General features: G+C 65.5%; 19 protein-coding genes and 2 pseudogenes. 6 read left to right on the top strand and 15 right to left on the bottom strand.

The window, feature by feature from the left end; translation table 11 throughout:
- The first annotated feature begins 28 nt into the window (after nucleotides 1–28).
- Nucleotides 29–1,414 carry an efflux transporter outer membrane subunit gene (locus AC3WL8_RS00940; RefSeq protein ID WP_013952008.1) on the top strand — a complete coding sequence of 462 codons (1,386 nt, stop codon included), beginning with the start codon at nucleotides 29–31 and terminating at the stop codon, nucleotides 1,412–1,414.
- Nucleotides 1,415–1,795: 381 nt separating this feature from the next.
- Here the strand turns inward: AC3WL8_RS00940 and AC3WL8_RS00935 are convergent, their stop codons facing one another.
- Both AC3WL8_RS00935 and AC3WL8_RS00930 read right to left on the bottom strand, forming a co-directional pair.
- Nucleotides 1,796–2,494, bottom strand: a complete 699-nt coding sequence (locus AC3WL8_RS00935; protein WP_153955751.1) for an alpha/beta hydrolase — start codon at nucleotides 2,492–2,494, stop codon at nucleotides 1,796–1,798.
- A 221-nt stretch (nucleotides 2,495–2,715) separates the two neighbouring features.
- Nucleotides 2,716–3,687, bottom strand: coding sequence for an NAD-dependent epimerase/dehydratase family protein (locus tag AC3WL8_RS00930; RefSeq protein ID WP_211979601.1), 972 nt, complete (start codon nucleotides 3,685–3,687; stop codon nucleotides 2,716–2,718).
- Between the two features lie 114 nt (nucleotides 3,688–3,801).
- On the opposite strand from AC3WL8_RS00930, the gene AC3WL8_RS00925 reads away from it, so the two are divergent.
- The gene (locus tag AC3WL8_RS00925) at nucleotides 3,802–4,596 is read left to right on the top strand and encodes a LysR substrate-binding domain-containing protein (RefSeq protein ID WP_492377766.1); all 795 of its coding nucleotides are present in this window, start codon (nucleotides 3,802–3,804) and stop codon (nucleotides 4,594–4,596) included.
- A gap of 14 nt (nucleotides 4,597–4,610) precedes the next feature.
- Here AC3WL8_RS00925 and AC3WL8_RS00920 read toward each other — a convergent pair whose 3' ends face one another.
- Both AC3WL8_RS00920 and AC3WL8_RS00915 read right to left on the bottom strand, forming a co-directional pair.
- Nucleotides 4,611–5,633 (bottom strand): class I fructose-bisphosphate aldolase, encoded by a 1,023-nt coding sequence (locus AC3WL8_RS00920; protein ID WP_211979603.1) that lies wholly within the window; start codon nucleotides 5,631–5,633, stop codon nucleotides 4,611–4,613.
- An 85-nt stretch (nucleotides 5,634–5,718) separates the two neighbouring features.
- Nucleotides 5,719–6,054, bottom strand: coding sequence for a DUF3175 domain-containing protein (locus AC3WL8_RS00915; protein WP_013952013.1), 336 nt, complete (start codon nucleotides 6,052–6,054; stop codon nucleotides 5,719–5,721).
- Between the two features lie 224 nt (nucleotides 6,055–6,278).
- On the opposite strand from AC3WL8_RS00915, the gene ilvD reads away from it, so the two are divergent.
- Nucleotides 6,279–8,138 carry a dihydroxy-acid dehydratase gene (gene ilvD / locus AC3WL8_RS00910; protein ID WP_211979604.1) on the top strand — a complete coding sequence of 620 codons (1,860 nt, stop codon included), beginning with the start codon at nucleotides 6,279–6,281 and terminating at the stop codon, nucleotides 8,136–8,138.
- Nucleotides 8,139–8,300: 162 nt separating this feature from the next.
- On the opposite strand, the gene phnE is transcribed toward ilvD, so the two are convergent.
- From phnE to senB, 6 genes are read right to left on the bottom strand one after another with little or no spacing between them, the layout of a single operon-like run.
- The gene (phnE, locus tag AC3WL8_RS00905) at nucleotides 8,301–9,089 is read right to left on the bottom strand and encodes a phosphonate ABC transporter, permease protein PhnE (RefSeq protein WP_249221153.1); all 789 of its coding nucleotides are present in this window, start codon (nucleotides 9,087–9,089) and stop codon (nucleotides 8,301–8,303) included.
- Between the two features lie 3 nt (nucleotides 9,090–9,092).
- Nucleotides 9,093–9,914, bottom strand: a complete 822-nt coding sequence (locus AC3WL8_RS00900) for a PhnE/PtxC family ABC transporter permease (RefSeq protein ID WP_249221154.1) — start codon at nucleotides 9,912–9,914, stop codon at nucleotides 9,093–9,095.
- A complete protein-coding gene (locus AC3WL8_RS00895) occupies nucleotides 9,911–10,753 on the bottom strand; it encodes a phosphonate ABC transporter ATP-binding protein (RefSeq protein ID WP_211979605.1) in 843 nt (280 codons plus the stop codon). The genes AC3WL8_RS00900 and AC3WL8_RS00895 overlap by 4 nt, the downstream gene beginning before the upstream one ends.
- 10 nt (nucleotides 10,754–10,763) lie before the next feature.
- Nucleotides 10,764–11,615 carry a putative selenate ABC transporter substrate-binding protein gene (locus AC3WL8_RS00890; protein ID WP_013952018.1) on the bottom strand — a complete coding sequence of 284 codons (852 nt, stop codon included), beginning with the start codon at nucleotides 11,613–11,615 and terminating at the stop codon, nucleotides 10,764–10,766.
- On the bottom strand, nucleotides 11,599–12,672 hold the full coding sequence (gene selD, locus AC3WL8_RS00885; protein WP_013952019.1) for a selenide, water dikinase SelD: 1,074 nt from the start codon (nucleotides 12,670–12,672) through the stop codon (nucleotides 11,599–11,601). The genes AC3WL8_RS00890 and selD overlap by 17 nt, the downstream gene beginning before the upstream one ends.
- Nucleotides 12,669–13,664 carry a selenoneine biosynthesis selenosugar synthase SenB gene (gene senB, locus AC3WL8_RS00880; RefSeq protein WP_013952021.1) on the bottom strand — a complete coding sequence of 332 codons (996 nt, stop codon included), beginning with the start codon at nucleotides 13,662–13,664 and terminating at the stop codon, nucleotides 12,669–12,671. Before senB ends, selD begins: the two co-directional genes overlap by 4 nt.
- Between senB and senA the strand changes: the two genes are divergently transcribed.
- Together senA and AC3WL8_RS00870 are read left to right on the top strand one after the other, a co-directional pair.
- On the top strand, nucleotides 13,651–14,865 hold the full coding sequence (gene senA, locus AC3WL8_RS00875; protein ID WP_249221155.1) for a selenoneine synthase SenA: 1,215 nt from the start codon (nucleotides 13,651–13,653) through the stop codon (nucleotides 14,863–14,865). The genes senB and senA overlap by 14 nt on opposite strands.
- A 261-nt stretch (nucleotides 14,866–15,126) precedes the next feature.
- Complete coding sequence (locus tag AC3WL8_RS00870; RefSeq protein ID WP_211979606.1) at nucleotides 15,127–15,516, top strand: cupin domain-containing protein; 390 nt, start codon at nucleotides 15,127–15,129, stop codon at nucleotides 15,514–15,516.
- A 1-nt stretch (nucleotide 15,517) separates the two neighbouring features.
- Here the strand turns inward: AC3WL8_RS00870 and AC3WL8_RS00865 are convergent, their stop codons facing one another.
- The 5 genes and pseudogenes from AC3WL8_RS00865 to AC3WL8_RS00845 form a co-directional block, all read right to left on the bottom strand.
- Nucleotides 15,518–15,877, bottom strand: coding sequence for a BBE domain-containing protein (locus tag AC3WL8_RS00865; protein WP_249678751.1), 360 nt, complete (start codon nucleotides 15,875–15,877; stop codon nucleotides 15,518–15,520).
- A complete protein-coding gene (locus tag AC3WL8_RS00860) occupies nucleotides 15,759–16,343 on the bottom strand; it encodes an FAD-binding oxidoreductase (RefSeq protein ID WP_249221156.1) in 585 nt (194 codons plus the stop codon). The genes AC3WL8_RS00865 and AC3WL8_RS00860 overlap by 119 nt, the downstream gene beginning before the upstream one ends.
- Nucleotides 16,344–16,381: 38 nt before the next feature.
- Complete coding sequence (locus AC3WL8_RS00855) at nucleotides 16,382–16,846, bottom strand: YaiI/YqxD family protein (RefSeq protein WP_041228526.1); 465 nt, start codon at nucleotides 16,844–16,846, stop codon at nucleotides 16,382–16,384.
- 91 nt (nucleotides 16,847–16,937) lie between these two features.
- Nucleotides 16,938–17,366, bottom strand: a complete 429-nt coding sequence (locus AC3WL8_RS00850) for a VOC family protein (RefSeq protein WP_013952025.1) — start codon at nucleotides 17,364–17,366, stop codon at nucleotides 16,938–16,940.
- Nucleotides 17,367–17,690: 324 nt separating this feature from the next.
- Nucleotides 17,691–18,197, bottom strand: a pseudogene (locus tag AC3WL8_RS00845) (LysR substrate-binding domain-containing protein); the annotation flags it as partial.
- Nucleotides 18,198–18,199: 2 nt separating this feature from the next.
- Here AC3WL8_RS00845 and AC3WL8_RS00840 point away from each other — a divergent pair.
- Nucleotides 18,200–18,821: pseudogene (locus AC3WL8_RS00840) on the top strand (MFS transporter); the annotation flags it as partial.
- Nucleotides 18,822–18,890: the final 69 nt, after the last annotated feature.

The raw sequence follows: 18,890 nt of genomic DNA, 5'->3' as shown, positions 1-18,890 counted from the left end.
TTGCCAGAGATTTGGAAGAGGGAAGTCCGTGTCGTCGTTTCAACTGAAGAAGACCTTGCTGCTGGCGCTTCCGGTCGCCATGCTTTGCGGCTGCGCCCTGCAGACACCGCCCGAGGGCGCGGCCCTTCGACGCCAGGCCGTGCCGGCGCTCGAAGGACAGGCCACGTGGGCGAACGCGGCAACGGCCGGCGCCGCCGCAAATGGCTGGCTCGCGACCTTCGACGATGCCGAGCTGCAGCGGCTGGTGCGGGAGGCCATTGCGTACAACGGCGATCTCCGGCTGGCCGCGGTGCGCGTGCATCAGGCGCAGGCGCTGGTCGCCATCCAGCGCAGCGGTATGCTCCCGAGCGCAGGCGTGAAGGGCAGGGCGGGCAATTCGGAAACGCAGATCCTATCGATCGGCGCGAGCTGGGAGATCGACCTCTGGGGACGCATCCGCGCCCAGTCGCGCGCTGCGGAATCGCAATATGCGGCCACGAGGGACGATTATCTCTGGGCCCAGCGCGTGGTCGCGGCGACCACTGCCAGGGCATGGTTCACGCTGATCCAGAACGCGACGCTGGAGGATCGACTGCGGCAGATCGCCGCCATTCAGGATGAACTGGTGCGGATCACCGGCCAGCGCGTCGAGATCGGGATAGCACCGGAGACCGAGCTGCTGGAAGCGCGGAATGCGCTCCGCGCGCAACGCGACGCAATCGGGAAAGCCGAACTGGCCAGAAGCCAGGCCGCGCAAGCGCTGGAACTGCTGCTGGGCCGCTATCCCGCCGGAGAAATCGCGACCGGGCCGGAACTGCCGGCCATGCCCCCGGCCCCGGCTGCGGGCTTGCCGGCGAACCTGGTCGAGCGTCGGCCCGACCTGACGGCGTCGGCGCACCGTGTTGCGGCGGCCTTCGATATGCGGCAGTCGGCGGAGGCAGCGCGCCTGCCGGGCATTTCCATCAGCGCAGCCATCACCGGCATCCGGAGCGACGTGTTCCTGCTCAACCAGGCCGGCAGCCCGATCAAGGGACTCAGTGGTTCGTTCTTCGCACCGATCTTCACGGGTGGAGAGCTCAAGGCCAGGGCGGACTACTACAGCGCCGAAGAGAAAGCCGCCCTGATCGCCTATGGCAACACCGCGCTGCAGGCACTGAGCGAGGTGGAGGCGGGACTGCAGGCCGAATCCGGTTATGACGAGCGCACCAGGCAACTGCGGGAGCGGGTGGATGAAAGCCGTGGACTGGTGCTGCGAGAGGAGGCGCGCGCGGGTATCGGCGCCTCGGATACGCGGAGCGTGCTGAAGCAGCGGCAGGCACTCGTGGCCGCCGAGATGGATCTTATCAACGTGCAGGCCAACCATCTTAACCAGCGCATTGCGCTATTGTTGGCGTTGGGTGGTGATTGGAAGGACGAGGCGGGTGCCGGTGCATGAAGGGCTTGTGCTTGCCTCCAGACGAAAATTCTTGCACCAGAGGATGGGCCGGGGCCTGGCTGTAGCCGAACGAAGTCGGCCGCGATATTTTCCCAAGCGCTTGCCGAAGCCATGACTGCGGTGAAGAGAAATCGTTGAGCAAATTTCAACGCCACGGACATTCGCACCTCGCATTCCGAGGCGATGGCGCGCACGCACTGACGGACGTCTCTACGATCGGGCTTGCCCACGTCGGGGTGCTGGCCATCAGCCCCCATCTCTACACGAGTGTTGGCTACGATTCGCTCAACGACTTTGCACCGGGTCGCGCAGATCAGTGAGTACGAGAAAATCCTGTTGATCAACACCGCCCCATACGTGGACAAGTAGAGTCGGCAGTGGCTACGCCTTGATGGCCTCGCTTGCAGCCTCGTCGATCAAGGCCGCGACTTCTGCTGCCTTGGACGCCAGCGAAGCATGGCTTGCCGCCAGAGTCACGACTTTCCTGGCATTGAGCCGGGCCGCCATCTTCTGCTGGTTCTCCGGGGCGATCATCCGGTCTTCGCTGGAGACCTGGTACCAGGACGGCTTTTTCTTCCACGCCGGCGCAGTGATGGTATCGCCAAAGGTGCTGGCAAGCGGCGCCTTCTGCGTCACCGCCATCACCAGGGCTTCGTCGGGCGACAGATCCCGGCAGAAGCTCTCGTGGAACTTGTCGGGGTTGAGCCACAGGTAGCCATCGCTGTCGGGCACCAGGTTCGGCGCTGCGGCAGGAAGATGCTGCTGCGTGATTGCGCCGGGGCTCTCTCCCGCGTCGGGAGCAAAGGCGGCGATATAGACAAGCCCGATCACATTCGGCTGGTCACCCACCTGGGTAATCACGGCGCCGCCGTATGAATGCCCCACCAGCAGGACAGGGCCTGCCTGCTGGGCAATCATCTTGCGGGTACGCTCGGCATCGTCAGCCAGCGAGGTCAACGGGAGCTCCACGGCGCGCAGGGACGTATAGCCCTTGCGTGCCAGCTCAATGATGACGTTGCGCCAATGCGCGGCGCCGCCCCAGAACCCGTGCACCAACACAACCGTAGGCTTGTTGCTCATGACCTGGACTCCTGTTCGTGGATGAATACGGCTCGCCGATCATGGCGGCACGCCGTGGGTCTTTCGGCGGCGCGGCCCGTGCTTCAACCGATGCCACGAAGGCTCGGCCTGGCGCCCCATACGACTATAGAAACAATGGCGCAGCGGAGCGAGCCATGATCGCGAGCGTTGACGTATGCGGAATACGGCGCCCCTGGCAGGGGGTAGCTCATGATGGCCTGTCAGGCGGCAGCGATTGCCGTGGGCTGGGTCTCCCGTACCGCGGCCAGTGTCTGGCGGATACCCTCGACATATGGTGTCTTGCGAATTGGCCCGACCAGCCGCTGCAGCGCGGAGTCGTCCATGACCAGCGGGTCCGTCATCAGGTAATGCATCTCGACCAGCTCGCGCATGAACGGGTTGAACAGGCCCAGCAGGCGCAGCATCGTCTTGCCGGCGACGCGCAGCTTCAGCGTGCGCCCGGTCTGCCGTTCCATTTCCGAGACCAGCTCGCGCTGCGTCGTGACACCGGCGCCCGCCAGGTGCCAGATCTTGCCGAAGGCCGCCGGCGTGTCGATCAGCCGCGCCACCACTGGCCCCACGTCGGGCACATAGACGAATTCGTGCGGCTGGTCGAGCGGCCCGATCATGTCAGCCGTGCCACCATTCACGGCCGCCTGCGCGGCGCGGTGCAGCAGGCTGGCTTGCACGCCCGGGCCATAGAAGTCAGGCAGCCGCAGCACCGTGGCGCGGATCCGCCCGCTGGCATCGGCCTGCATCAGCAGATCCTCCTGGGCCTTGCGCATGCGGCCTTTGAACGTGTGCGGCTCGGGCGGATGGTCTTCGCGGACCGGGTTGCCGGTCTGGACCCGGCCGTAGGGATAGACGGTGCCGATCAGGATGAAGTACTTGACGCCAGCGGCCACGGCGCCATCCAGGGTCTTGCGCATCAGCTCGGGGTGCAGCTGGAACTGCCAGTAGTTGACGCCGACCATGTAGATCAGCGTCTCGATGCCGCTGGCGGCGGCTTGCACCGACTCGGGCGAATCGGGATTCCAGGTGACGACCTCGGCGAGCGGGTCCGTCCCGAAGGCTGTGCGCAGGCTGCCCGCGCTGCGGCCGACCACGCGATAGGGCCGGCCCTTGCTGCGCAGCGCGGCGGCCACGCTTTGCCCGATCGCGCCGGCTGCGCCGAAAAGAGCGACTTTGGACATGACGAATCTCCTTTTGAGTTGGCACCAGTGCTGAAAGCGGCTTCAGTCTGCAAGCTCGTGGGCTAAAAGGAAATTGCCTATAATCGGCTGGTCACTATAAATAAATGCATAGCCATGCCCAAGCGCGAACCAGACTGGGAGCTCGAAGCCGCCCTCGGGCTGAAGCTGTTCACCCGCTCATTCGACGGATTCGCGCCGACCGACGCGGCGCATGAGCTGAAGCCCTATGCCGCCGGCATTGCCGCGATGGCCGCGGCGATGCGGCGGGTCGCCAGCGGCCACGGCGCGGGCGTGCGTGGCACGGTGCGCCTGTCGGCAAGCGAAGTCATCGGCGTCGAAGTGTTGCCGCCGATACTGGCGGCGCTGCACAACGAGCATCCGGAACTGGAAATCGAACTGGTGCTGTCGAACCAGGCCGACGACCTGCTGCGCCGCGACGCGGATATCGCGGTCCGGATGTTCCGGCCCGAGCAGGCAGCGCTGGTGGCCACGCGCGTCGGCGGGATCGAACTGGGTCTGCATGCCCACGAAAGTTATCTGGCATCCCATGGCGTGCCGAAGTCGCTGGCGGATCTGTCCCGTTTTGCGGCGATCGGCTTCGATCAGGAGAACGCCTTTATCCGCCGCTTGCAGGCCAGGTTCAAGGCCTTCTCGCGCGACGCCCTGGCTTTCCGTGCCGATAGCGACCTGGCCCAGCTGGGCGCGATACGCGCGGGATTTGGCATCGGCGTGTGCCAGTCAGCGCTGGCGGCGCGGGACCCGCGGCTGGTCAGGGTTCTGCCCAACCAGTTCTCGATGACCATGGATACCTGGGTGGCGATGCACGAGGACCTGCGCGAGAGCGCGCGATGCGCGGTGACGTTTGCCGCGCTGGCTGCGGGGCTGCGCGCCTACGCCGAAGGGGCGTAGGCGCATCGGCAAGCTCAGCCCGCAGCGTTCTCCTGCGCCGCGTCGTATTGCCCCAGGCAGGCCATGGCATTCAGCCGTGAGCGCTGCAGCAGCGCCCGTTGCGCTTGCGCCGCGTTGGCGGCATCGCCACGCCAGGCCAGCAGGGGCGGTTCCTGTAAGGCGCGCCCGTAGGAGAAGGACAGCCGCCAGGGCAGCGGGGCAAGCCGGTTCATGGCGTCCAGATTGACGGTGGCCTCGGTGGGAGTCTGTCCGCCGGACAGGAAGAAGATGCCCGGCACCGCTGCCGGCACCGTGCGCTTGAGCACCTGGACGGTCTGCATGGCGACCTCGGCCGGCGGCGCGTGCCCGGCGTCCTTGCCGGGCAGCACCATGCTTGGCTTCAGCAGCATGTGTTCCAGCACCACCGCATGCCGGTGCAAGGCATGAAAGACTGCATGCAGCACGGCCTCGGTGACCTCGGCACAACGGGCCATGGAGTGCGCGCCATCCATCAGCACCTCGGGCTCGACGATGGGTACCACGCCCGCTTCCTGGCAGATCGCGGCATAGCGCGCCAGTGCTTCCGCATTGGCCTGCACGGCAGCCCACCCCGGCAACTTGTCCGACACGTTGTAGACCGCACGCCACTTGGCAAAGCGCGCGCCCTGCTGGCGATAGCCGGCAAGCCGCTTGGCCAGCCCGTCGAGACCTTCGGTGACCTCGTCCCCGGGTGCCAGGGCCAGCGCGATCTTGCCCTTGTCCACCTTGATGCCGGGCACGATGCCCTGGCGCGCCGCCAGTTCCGGCAGCGGCGTGCCATCGTCGGCTCGCTGGCCCAGGGTTTCCTCGTACAGGATCACGCCGCTGATGAACTCGCCAAGACCCGGGGTCGACAAGAGCAGGTTGCGCCACGCGCGGCGGTTTTCCTCGCTCGACTCCACCCCGATGCGTTCGAACCGCTTGGCGATGGTCGGGCCGCTCTCGTCGGCTGCCAGCAACCCTCTGCCCGCTTGTGCCAGGGCGTCCACGGTGGCTTGCAGTTCGCTTTTTCTGTCCATGATCAGGCTCCGTGCAGGTGACATAGGAACAAGCATTGGCGCGAAAATGCCGTCGCGCAAGCAAGGCGGGGCGCGCAGTGCCCGCTCAAGGTGGCCGCCCGAACGCTTCGCGCAGCTTGCCCTTGGCCTTTTCCAGCGTGGCGCGACGCGCCTTTGGCAGATGACGGCCGGCGCGATTGATGTAGAAATTGAGCATCGACATTGCCGACTGGAACGCCGTGCCCTTGCGGCGCCGGCTGCTCACGGCGGAACGCTTGAGCGAAGCGGCAATTTCCTCGGGATTGTCCGAAGCGAAGAGGTGCGGTTCGAGGTCCAGCGCGTCGCTGTGCTCGGTTACCTGCTGTGACCAGCGCCGTCCCTTGCTGGTGCCAGCTTTGGCGCGGCCCTTTGCCGGCCGGCGGGTGGATTTCGTGGCAGCCATGTCCGGTCCTCCCACAGCGTTATCGGGATCCGTCTAGCCTAGGCAACTTCTCGCCGTCAGTGGGGGCTCAGGCGGGACAGGTGCGTGGTGGCAAGACAGCCCCGGCGGTGTGGGATAATTGCCCCTTTGCCCAGGGCGCAGCTCAAGAGGTTGTTCGCACGGGCGCGCAAGGGCCCTTATTCCCGTGGCCCGCTTCCTTTCTGCGATATTTCTTCAGCAATAAAATGCCCACATACCGTTCCAAAACCTCCACCGCCGGCCGCAACATGGCGGGGGCGCGCTCCCTGTGGCGCGCCACCGGCATGAAAGACGAAGATTTCTCCAAGCCCATCGTTGCGGTGGTCAATTCCTTCACCCAGTTCGTGCCCGGGCACGTGCACCTGAAGGACCTGGGCCAGCTGGTCGCGCGCGAGATCGAAGCCGCGGGCGGCGTGGCCAAGGAGTTCAACACCATCGCGGTCGATGACGGCATCGCCATGGGCCACGATGGCATGCTGTATTCGCTGCCCAGCCGCGACATCATCGCGGACTCGGTGGAATACATGGTCAACGCGCACTGCGCCGACGCCATGGTGTGCATCTCCAACTGCGACAAGATCACCCCCGGCATGCTGATGGCCGCCATGCGGCTCAACATCCCGGTGATCTTCGTCTCCGGCGGCCCGATGGAAGCCGGCAAGACGCGCCTGGCCAACCCCGTCACCAAGGCCATGGAGTTCAAGAAGCTCGACCTGGTGGACGCCATGGTGATCGCCGCCGACAGCGCCTATTCCGACGCTGATGTGGCCGAGGTGGAGCGCTCCGCCTGCCCCACCTGCGGTTCGTGCTCGGGCATGTTCACCGCCAACTCCATGAACTGCCTGACCGAGGCGCTGGGCCTGTCGCTGCCCGGCAACGGCACGGTGGTGGCCACCCACGCGGACCGCGAGCAGCTGTTCAAGCGCGCTGGCAGCCGCATCGTGGAACTGGCCCGCCAGTACTACGAGCAGGAAGACGCGCGCGTCCTGCCGCGCTCGGTAGGCTTCAAGGCGTTCGAGAACGCCATGACGCTGGACATCGCCATGGGCGGCTCCACCAACACCATCCTGCACCTGCTGGCGATCGCGAGCGAGGCGGGCATCGACTTCAGCATGACCGATATCGACCGTCTCTCGCGCGTCGTGCCGCAACTGTGCAAGGTGGCGCCCAACACCAACAAGTACCACATCGAAGACGTGCACCGCGCGGGCGGCATCATGGCCATCCTGGGCGAGCTGGAGCGCGCCGGCAAGCTGCACACCGACGTGCCCACGGTGCATGCCCCCACGCTCAAGGACGCGCTGGAGCAGTGGGACATCAGCCGCACCCAGGACGAAGCCGTCAGGAACTTCTACCTGGCCGGCCCGGCGGGCATTCCCACCCAGGTGGCGTTCAGCCAGAACACGCGCTGGCCCAGCCTGGACCTGGATCGCGCCGAGGGCTGCATCCGCTCCTACGAGCACGCCTTCTCCAAGGAAGGCGGCCTGGCGGTGCTGACGGGCAATATCGCGCTCGACGGCTGCGTGGTGAAGACCGCCGGCGTGGACGAGAGCATCCTCGTGTTCGAAGGCACGGCCCACGTCACCGAATCGCAGGACGAGGCGGTGGAGAACATCCTCAACGACAAGGTCAAGGCCGGCGACGTGGTGATCGTGCGCTACGAAGGCCCCAAGGGCGGCCCCGGCATGCAGGAAATGCTCTACCCCACCAGCTACATCAAGTCCAAGGGCCTGGGCAAGGCCTGCGCGCTGCTGACTGACGGCCGCTTCTCCGGCGGCACCTCGGGTTTGTCCATCGGCCACTGCTCGCCCGAAGCTGCGGCCGGCGGCGCCATCGGCCTGGTGCGCGATGGGGACAAGATCCGCATCGACATTCCCAATCGCACCATCAACGTGCTGCTGCCCGACGAGGAACTGGCGAGCCGCCGCGAGGCGCAGAACGCCAAGGGGTGGAAGCCGGCCAAGCAGCGTCCGCGCAAGGTGTCTGCTGCGCTGAAGGCCTACGCCAAGCTGGTGATGTCGGCGGACAAGGGTGCGGTGCGGGACTTGTCGTTGCTGGATGACTGATCCCGGGGTGAAGCGCTAGTCCGTTTGCCGAGAAGGCCGCTCTTAGGAGCGGCTTTTTTTTGTTCTTCGCCGATCTGCGCGGTGGGATCTGGCAATTTTTCCAGGCGCGAGCGGCATGGATTCCTGGACGCAGGAAGTAACCGCAAGCGTCGCCGGCGCTCTTCACGAATGCCAGCCAGCCCTCATGATCGCGCTGGCTGTGTCGACCACGGCCGCCAGGGCAAGCATGGCGATGATCACCGTGCAAGCCTGGGGCAGATGGAACAGGGACAGCTCGAAATACAGCATCTGCCCAAGCCCGCCGGCGCCGACAAAGCCAAGGATTGCCGCCACGCGGATATTCGTTTCCCAGCGGTACAGGATGTAGGCCAGGAACTGGGGCCATACGCAGGGCAGCGTCCCATACATGAAGACCAGCACGGCAGGAGTGCCCCCTTCCGTCAGCGCGCGCGCGGGTGCGCGCGGCGCATTCTCCAGCGCCTCGGCGAACAGGCGACCGAGCACGCCCGCGGTATGCAGTGCCAGGGCGAGGGTGCCGGCAAACGGTCCAAGGCCGACGGCGAGCACGGTCAGGGCTGCCCATACCAGCTCGGGAATCGAGCGCAACACGTTCAGTAGCAAGCGCGACAACGTGCGCAGCGCATCGCCGTAGAGCCCGGAAGCCGGTAGTGCCAGGCCAAAACCCAGCACCGCCGCACACAGCGTGCCCACGGCGGAAACCGCGAGCGTTTCGAGCATGCCGCCAGCGGTTCTGGCCAAAAAAGCGGATGACAGCTCCGGCGGGAAGAACGTCAGCAGGAAACGCCCCATCTCGGCTGCAGCGTCCGCGGAAAAGAGCTGGCTCAGGTCGAGCGACAGATACGCGAAGCTGCCCGAAACCGCGGCGGCCAACGCGATCAGGGTGAGCAGGCAGCGCATGCAGAATTGAGCGGCCTTGACCTTGTGCGCCATGATTCAGTCGATCAGCTTGCGCAGGCGCGCGCTGAGCGCGTCCGCCAGCAGAACCAGCAGCAGGAACACCAGCAGGATGGTCGCGGCTTCCCCGCCGTTGAGCAGTTTCACGGCCTGGTCCATCAACTGCCCAAGCCCGCCGGCGCCAACGAAACCCATAACCACGGAAGCCCGGATGGCACATTCCCAGCGGTAGACGGTGTACGAGACCAGCTCCTGCGCGGCATGGGGAAGCAGCCCATAGAACAGTGCCGCCAGGCGCCCGCTTCCGCTGCCAAACAGGGCATCCACGGCGCGTTTGTCGCTGGATTCTAGGATTTCCGCATAGACCTTTGCCAGCATGCCGCCATAGGTGATGGCCAGAGCGAGCACGCCCGCCGCCGCCCCCAGGCCGAGAGCACGCACGAAGACCAGCGCCCACACCAGTTCCGGCACCCCGCGCAGCAGCAGCACCAGGGTGCGCACGCCAGCGCGAACCGCCATGCGCGGCTTGCGTCCCCGGCCGGGGCCGATGCGCGACACCGACAGGCTGCCCGTCATGGCCACGGCCAGAGGTGTTGCGATCACAAAGGCGAGCGCAATGCCCGCGGTGGCGATCGCCAGCGTTTCCAGCGTGGCGTTGACCACAAGCCCGAGGAATCCGGGCGAAACCTCGGGCGGAAGGAAGTTGCGCACGAAGGCGCCCATCACCTTGAGGTTTTCGGTGTCGAACAAGGCTGAAGGGCTGAACCGGGACAGCCGCAACAATGGCCACAGCAGAAGCAGCGCGAGCACCAGGCCGCTTGCGCGCTGCAGCGCCTGAGGATCGCGCGGGTGGGTGGTCATCGGCACGCCGGCCTGGATGGGGTATCGCCATCGATGGCGGCGCTCGCACCTGCCGCGATGCTCATCAGGGCCTGGCTGCCTTGTACCGGGGGTGACGCGCTTTCGGAGGCATAGAGTTCGCGCAGCAGCGTGTCGGTCACGCGCTCGGCCGGCAGGTCGAAGGCGATCTCGCCCGCCTTCAAGCCGACGATGCGGGGAAACCAGCGCAGCGCCAGATCCACTGCGTGCAGGCTGGCGACCAGGGGCACCGCGCGTGTATCCGCTTCCCTGCGCAGCTCGCCCAGGGTAAGGTTGGCCAGCACCGGGTCCATTGCCGAGACCGGTTCGTCCGCCAGGATCAATTCCGGGCGCTGGTAAAGCACGCGGGCGACGCCCACGCGCTGCAGTTGGCCGCCCGAGAGCTGGTCGCACCGGTCGAACAGGCGGTCGGCCAGCTCAAGGCGGGCGAGCTGTTCACCGGCACCATCGATGTCTGCCGGATAGACCAGCGACAGCAAGGATTTCCAGCCGGGCCAGACGCCCAGGCGGCCGGCAAGGATGGCGGTGATCACCCGCTGGCGCGGCGGCATCGGCGGCGCCTGGTGCACCATGCCGATGCGGCAGCGCAATTGCCGCAGGCGTGCGGCGGACACCGCCCAGGGGCTTTGCTCCAGCACCTCCACACGGCCCTCGCTTGGCCGCAGCGACGTTGCCAGCAAGCGCAGCAAGGAGCTCTTGCCGGCTCCCGACGGACCGATGACGGCGATGGGCTCGCCGCGGCTGGCCGCCAGTGTGATCTGGCTGAGCGCACGCTGTCCGTTGGCGTAGCTGACGCTGGCGGCGTCCAGGCGGAAGCTCATCAGACCGGCATCATTGGATAAGGCCCGCGGCGCGGGCTGCGGCCTCGATGCCGGCGTAGTTTTCCGGTCGGGTGGGGATGTACCTGGCGGTTCGCTGCAATGCCATGATTTCCCGCTGCTCGGGATTGGCCGGGTCAAGTCGCAGGAACGCTTCGGTCAGCTTCTTGCGCAAGGCCGGATCGAGCCCGCCGCGCACGGTCCAGTTGTAGTCGTAGTAGGGCGGTGTGACGGCAAATACCCTGACCTTGGCGGGATCCACCTTATGCTGCTCAACCAGCTTGTCCCACACCGAGGCATTGAGCACGCCGGCGTCGGCCCTGCCGGCCTGCACGAAAGCCACCGTCGCATCGTGGGCGCCCGAATAGGCGACCGTCTTGAAGTCCTTGTCCGGGTCGATGCCGGCCTGCAGCAGGAAGTGCCGTGGCATCAGGTGGCCGGAGGTAGAGGACGGCGCGCCGAAGACGAAGGTGTGGCCTTTGAGGTCGGCCAGCGACTTGATCGCGCTGTTGGCGGTGATGAACTTGCTGGTGAACGCGGCATCTTCTTGGCGCTGGACGATGGGGATGGTGGCTCCCTTCGTCCGGATCTTGCTCTGCACATAGGTAAAGCCGCCCAGCCACGCCATGTCGATCTTGCCGGTGGCCAGCGATTCGACCACCGCAGCGTAGTCCGTGACGGGCACGAACTTCACCTTCATGCCGGTTTCCTTCTCCAGGTAGTTGCCGAGCGGCGCGAACTTGCGCTGCAGCTCGGTGGGGGACTCGTCGGGAATGGCCGAGACCTTCAGGACAGCCTGGGCACCGGCGAGGCCGGCAAAGCCCAGCAGGGTCAGCGCGGCAAGGCGCTTAAGCAACGGCAACACGGGCGGCTCCTTGCGTCATTTCACCGATCACCGCAGCGTCTGCGAAGCCGTCCCGGCGAAAGATCTCCAGGATCTCGTCCACGGCTTCCGGTGCGCACGACACCAGCAAGCCGCCGCTGGTCTGGGGATCGGTCAGTAGTGCCTTCTGGCTTGGCGTGACCGACGTGGACAGGTCCACCTCGCTGCCGTAGCTGACCCAGTTGCGCCCCGATGCGCCGGTCACCAGCCCTTCGGCGGCCATGCGCTCAACCCGCGGCAGCAGCGGAATCCGCCCCATGTCCAGCCGGGCGCCGACGCCCGCGCCACGACACAGTTCCAGCAGGTGGCCGAGCAGGCCGAAGCCGGTCACGTCGGTCAGCGCGTGGACACCCGGCACTTCGGCCAGCAGTCGGCCGGGCGTGTTGAGTTTGGTGGTGCAGGCAATCAGGTCTTGATAGCCGGCCGCGTCGAGCTTGTCCTTCTTCACCGCGGCGGACAACACGCCCACGCCCAACGGCTTGCCGAGGATCAGCTTGTCGCCCGCCTCGGCGCCGCTGTTCTTCTTGACCCGATTCGGGTGCACCAGACCAAGGACCACCAGCCCGTAGATCGGCTCAAGGGAATCGATGGTGTGGCCGCCCGCGACCGGGATGCCCGCCTGGGCGCAGATCGATTCCCCGCCTTCGAGGATCTTGCCGATGACCTCAGGCGGCAGCTTCTCGATAGGCATGCCGACCAGCGCCAGCGCCATGATCGGGGTTCCGCCCATGGCGTAGACGTCGGAGATGGCGTTGGTGGCGGCGATACGCCCGAAATCGTACGGATCGTCCACCACCGGCATGAAGAAGTCCGTGGTGGCGATCAGGGCCTGGCTGTCATTGAGCTGGTAGACCGCCGCGTCGTCGCTGGTTTCCTTGCCGACCAGCAGTGCTGCCGGAGCAGGGAAGCCGACCGAATTCCTGAGGATTTCGGAAAGCACACCGGGGGCGATCTTGCACCCACACCCGCCGCCGTGGGAGAAGGCGGTGAGCTTGATCTTTGCGTTGTTTGGCTGGTCCACTGCGGGGCTCCGGGTCATTCTGGTTTCAAGGCGTCGGCGACAAGTTTACTCACTTCCGCCCGTTCCCGCGCCGGCGCAAACAGCGGTGCGCGAAGTGCGCATTGCTGCCGCAGGCGGTTCAGGAACCCGGCGTCCCGGCTGGTGCGTTCCAGCACCAGCGCCAATTGCGCGGCGTCACCCAACGGAAAATAGCCTTCGTAGTCACGGCCCAGCATGCCGAAGTTGCCCGGGATGCGGCTGGCCAGCACCGGCACGCCGCTGGCGACGGCCTCGGTGATCACGTTGGCGCCGCCTTCCATGGCGCTGGAGATCACCATGGCCTGTGCTTGTCGGATGTGCTGCCGGGTTTGGTCATGGGGCAGGTTTCTGAGCCAGACATAGCGCCGCACGCCGGGCCAGGCTTGTGCTTCCAGCGCCAGGGCCGCCTGCTGATATGCGTCATCCAGCGCGCCACCGATATGGATCAGGCGCACGCGCGAATCGTGGGGAAGCAGCGAAAGGGCGCGCATGGGCGTCAGCGGGTCTTTTTCCGCCCGCATGTGGCCGACCAGCACGACGTCGAAGTGATCCTGGCTGGGCGCCGCGGGTGCGCATGCCGGGGCAGACTGATAGATCACCCGGCACCGGGCGCGATGCGCGGCCGCCAGTTCGGCGAGCCCTTCGTCCTGCAGCACCACCAGATGGGTGGCGAGTGCGAGCGAGCGCTGGGCTGATGCATCGGTGCGGATGTCGCGGTACAGATCGGTGCCGGTCAGCACGACGATTAGCGGACGATCCGGACAAGCCTCGGCGAACCTGGCGATGGACTCGGCCGAGCGTCGGGCGTGCAGGGCGATCAGGCAGTCGGGCAGGGCGCCGCCCTGGCTGGCCGTCGACCATTCAGCGGCCAGTGTGACATCGTAGTCCCCCTGCAGGAACCGGGCCCAGCGATTGGCGGTTTGCCAGTTGCCATTGTTGGCTTTGCGCAGCGCCGGACTGATAATTGCGACGGTGGCCTTGGGAGGACGCATGACGATAGGTTCTGAGGGGGCAGCAGCAAGAAGGATAAACAAGTTCGAGCTGGATGCGGCGTTTGCCGAGGCGCACCGGCGCACGTGGGGCCTGCTTCAGGAGCTATCGCCGTCCCAATGGCAGGTTCCTTACGATGCAGGAATCAATCCGCCCTTGTGGGAGTATGCCCATATCGCCTGGTTCACGGAGCTATGGGTGCTGCGGGAGCCGCGTGCCGGTCAGGACGGCCGCTGGGTGGCCAGCCTCCCGTCCATGCTGGCGGACGCCGACCGCCTCTTCGATTCCATGCGCGTCGCCCACCGGGATCGATGGCATCTTGCGCTGCCCCGGCTCCCCGAGATTCGCGACTACGCAGCCGCCGTGCTGGAGCACGTTCGCGCCAGGCTCGCCACGTCGGACGATACCGACGCTGCGCTCTATTTTTTCCGGCTCGCCTTGTTCCACGAAGACATGCATGCGGAGGCGCTGACCTATATGCGCCAGACGCTCGATTATCCGCTGCATGCCCCGCTCGGCATGCCTTCCATTGCGCCAGGCGCCGGCTCGGCAGCCGCAGGCGGCGACACGTTCCAGATGGGGTCACCCATCGGAGGCGACGGGTTCGTCTTCGACAATGAGAAGTGGTCCCACCCGGTCCACATCGCCCCGTTCCGCATCGATCGCACTTGCGAAAGCAATGCCGCATTTGCGGAATTCGTGGCCGCAGGCGGCTACCGCGACCGTCAATGGTGGTCCGACGACGGACGCGCATGGCTGCAACAGAGCGGGCTGGCGCATCCGCTGCGCTGGCGCCGGACAGCCGGCGGCATCGCGGGGCAATGGGCGTTGCGCTGGTTCGGGCAGTGGGTGCCGCTGCCGCCCGAACAGCCGGTGTGTCATATCAATGCCTACGAGGCGGAAGCCTATTGCCGCTGGGCCGGCAAGCGCTTGCCCACGGAAGCCGAATGGGAGTATGCGGCAACGCATGACCTGATCCGCTGGGGTAGCGCCGTGTGGGAATGGACGGCTGATCCTTTCGTGCCCTATGCAGGGTTCTCGCCCGACCCCTACCAGGAATATTCCGCCCCCTGGTTTCACACGCATCGCTCCGTTCGCGGCGGATCGTTCGCCACCCATGCCCGCATGCAGCATCCTCGCTACCGGAACTTCTACCTGCCGCACCGCGGCGACCTCTTTGTCGGATTCCGCTGCTGCGGTTGAGGAGGGAGGGCGTCTCCACGGTGATATCAATGCTTGCGCTGAGCGCTACGGTCTCACGTTGCGTCGCCAATTCCGTTCGGTTTCGTACATACCATGAAGGCTTTGGCGAAAAGACTCTCCGCAATTGACGGCTTCGCCGCTGCCAGGCCGACGCAGGGACCAAGACATGCATCACGTTAGCGAATCGCTGTATATGAAAGTCCGCTGGGACTAGATGGGATACCCATCTCCGAAAATCCGAAATAATTTCGAGGAGACGTCATGCACTACAAGCATTTGGCCATGTTCGGCGCCGTGGCATTGATGGCAGCTAGCGCGCTGGCGCAGAGTTCGGGCCTGACCCGCACCTTGGTCGGACGGGCCGACGTATCCGTGCCAGGTCGCGAAGCCGTGGTCGCGCGCGTGGAGGTGGCGCCAGGCGCCTATGCCGGGCGTCATACGCATCCCGGAGACGAGATCAGCTACGTTATGGAAGGCGAGGCGCAACTCCTGATCGACGGCCAGTCGCCACGCACGGTGAAGGCCGGTGAATCGTTCGTAGTGCCTGCCGGCGTGGTGCATGACGCCCACAACAGCGGTAGCACGGCGACGCGGGTGCTTGGCGTGTACGTGGTCGAGAAGGGGAAGCCGCTGGCATCGCCGGCGCCGTGAGTCAGATGTCGGTGGATTCGATGTTGAGCCCGCGCACCGGCCCGGGCCGGACATTCTGGTTCAGACGAAAGAAGTTGGCCGGGTCGTATTTGTTCTTGATCTCGACGAGCCTTTGGTAGTTTTCCCCATAGGCGGCCCGTACCCTGTCCTCTCCCTCCCCGCCCAGATTATTCGCATAAACCGCGCCCGTCGAGAACGGCCGGATAGCGTCCCACGTTTCGCGCGCCCACCGTACATTCGCTTCATCGTCTGCCGGATCGTCCCAGATCGAGATGGGGAAGCAGTCGTAGAGCGCATCGCGGTTTACGTAGGGTGTCTCCGTCCTCGGGACCCGGGCGATCGCCCCGCCAACCTGCTTCAAAACCAGCAGTGGCATGCCGCCAGGCGCGTTCGCGTAGGCATAACAGGTCCGCGTTCTCGGTGGCACTGGCTCTGAGCATGCGGCCATCGGCCAGCACGATCTCGGCCGCGATCAGGTTATCGCATGCCAGGCCATGCTTGCGGCCTAGCCTGCCGAAGCCGCCGCCAAGCGTCAGCCCGGCGATACCAGTATCGCTGTTGACCCCCATCGTCGTCGCCAGCCCGTGCGACTGGGTTGCGCGGTCGAATTCGCCCAGGCTCAGGCCTGCACCCGCACGCGCAATGCGGTGTACCGGATCGATTTCGATCCGTTTCAGGCGCGCCAGATCGATCACGATGCCGTCGTCGCAGACGGGCAAGCCGGCGACGTTATGGCCTCCGCTGCACACCGCCACCAGATAGCCGCCAGACCGGGCAAACGTCACGGCACGGCTGACATCGGCGGCATCGGCGCAATAGACGATCATCGCCGGCCCCACTACTGCGTTGCTATGGCTAGCAAGTCTCAGGCGACGGCACCTGGCGGCGCATGGCGTGCCAGGAAGCGGTCCAATTGGCCAGCGAACGCCTTGCTATCCTGCGGAGCGTACGGTGCCGGTCCGCCGGTATCCACGCCCGAGCTGCGGAGTTGTTCCATCACCTCGCGCATCGTCAGGCGCTCCTGGATATTCTCACGGCTAAACCAGCTCCCTCGCGGGTCGAGCACATAGGCGCCCTTGTCAAGGGCGGCGGCGGCAAGAACGATGTCCGCGGTGATCACGAGGTCCCCGCTGCTCACCAGTTCGACGATACGGTCATCGGCGACGTCGAAGCCCGCAGGCACTTGCAGTGCCTTGATAAAGCGCGAAGGCGGCGTGCGCATGTACTGGTTGGCAACCAGCGTGACGCACACTTCGACACGTTGTGCGGCCCGATACAACATTTCCTTGACGACAACCGGGCAGGCGTCTGCGTCAACCAGTACTTGCATCACGGTACTTCCAATGGAGGGAGGGAACGCTCATATTACTGCCTGCGCGCGTCTCGATGGGAAGGAACGTCGGCCTTGATTGCGGCCAGCATTATTTCTCTTCTCGCATCGATGGGGTAAAGGTGATCCCTACCAATAACCCTTCCGGCCCGATGAAACGACTGACGGTCTGGCCCCACGGCTCTTTCTTGTTCCTGACCAGCATTCGGTACCCTCGTGATTCAAGCTCTGCCGTAGCCCTTTCGACGTTATCAACGTCAAACTCAATCCAGGCTTGCGGGATAGGAACGTCACCAGGCCACGAATCGCTGCCATAGCAGGACTGAGCTGCCTCAGAAAGCGGCCACAGGGCGAAGCTGTTCGCTCCTTGCAGAGCCTCCGTATGAAGGTAACCGCCTTTCTCCTCATTGAAGGGGATGCCGAAGGTCTGGCTGTACAGCTTGCGGCTTGCCTCCGCTTCACGAACAATCGGGCCAAAGCCTGCGATGAACAAGACTGTGGTATTTGCGATCTCTTCCATGGCTTCTCCTTTGCCCTGGGAATGAGCGGTTTGGCTCGGAAGCAATGGCCACAAGTACGGGATGCGAGCGGGTGGGTGACCGCAATGGCCGACTACCTGACGAGCATGACTGTCCACGCCGATCGAGCTTTGGCCTGGCATAGAGGCCGGTTCATGGGGGGACTGGTCCTGGATAAGTGTAAGGCCTGTTTCGGTTGACTTGTAGCCGCTACTCCCGCGCGGCGACCGGCGGTCAGGCGGATTCAGGAGCGCTCGCGGCATCGCATGCATGTCGTTTCACTGTGGCCTGGCAGCCGGCTGTCGCCCGCCGCGCTCCCTTCGACGCTAGCGGCGGGCCGACCCGCCAACGCGAAGTGCGTTCACCACCAGCGAAAAGGCTGGCGATGCCTGGCGGCGGCGGGGGTAGTACAGGTGGTAGCCCCCAAACGGAGGGCACCAGTCTTCCAGCACGCGTCCCAGCCGCCCTGCCTCGACGTGGGGTGCGAATTCCTCTTCCGGGAGGAAGGCGACGCCCAGCCCCTCAAGCGCGGCCATCACGATATGCGGCGTGGTGTTGAAAACGACCTGGCAGTCGACGCGCACCTTCAATTGACGGCCACGGCGCTCGAAGTCCCAGACGGACAAGCCTCCGTGCGTTGGAAACCGGAGATTGATGCAGCGGTGCGCTGGCAGATCACGTGGTGTCTTGCGAGCCGGATTCCCGGCGAAGTAAGACGGCGCGGCCACCACGGCCACGCGCAGCCTGGGGCCGATGGGCACGGCGATCATGTCCTTGTCGATGGTGTCGCCCAGCCGCACCCCTGCGTTGAAGCGATCCGCCACGATATCCCTGCCTGCCTTCAATGCAGGCTGAATCGCGCGCAGCCGCCTCTGGCAACGTCCTCAGGCTGTTCAAGAGCCGCGGTGCGGCTCTCGGCATGACTGCCTGCGGCGCCTTCTTCATGGGGCAGTTCGCGTTGTTCACGTATGTGCGGCCGTTCCTTGAAGGCGTGACGCATGTCAGCATGTCCGCGTTGTCGCTCGTTCTGCTGACCATCGGTGTTGCAGGCTTCATCGGCACCACGCTCATTGGTCATGTTCCTGAAGCGGGGGGGTGTACCGCACCCTGATCTCCATCCCACTGTTGATGGCGGTTATCGCCTTGGCGCTGATCCCCTTTGGCGGCTGGTCGCAGCCGTCGCGGCGCTGTTGGGTCTTTGGGGGCTGGCGGCTACTGCGGCTCCGGTTGGCTGGTGGAGCTGGATCGCCCGGACCATGCCGAAGAACGCCGAAGCCGTCGGCGGGTCGATGGTGGCCGTGATTCAGCTGGCCATCGCACTGGGCTCCACCCTTGGCGGCCTGCTGTTCGACATCAGCGGCTACCAGACCACGTTCGTGGCGAGCGCCGCGCTGTTGCTCGTCGCAGCCTTCCTGACTTTCCTTGCCTCGCGCTCGGGCATGGCACAGGCCGCCTGAGTCAGAAGCCGGAGCAGTACTGGACGTCCCTGGCGACGGATGCGCTGTTTCCCGATGAAGTGCTGGCCG

It is taken from the genome of Cupriavidus sp. FW305-F7 (assembly GCF_058782875.1).
Note: the sequence above shows the minus strand (reverse complement) of the source record. Positions and strands in the feature narration are given on the sequence as shown.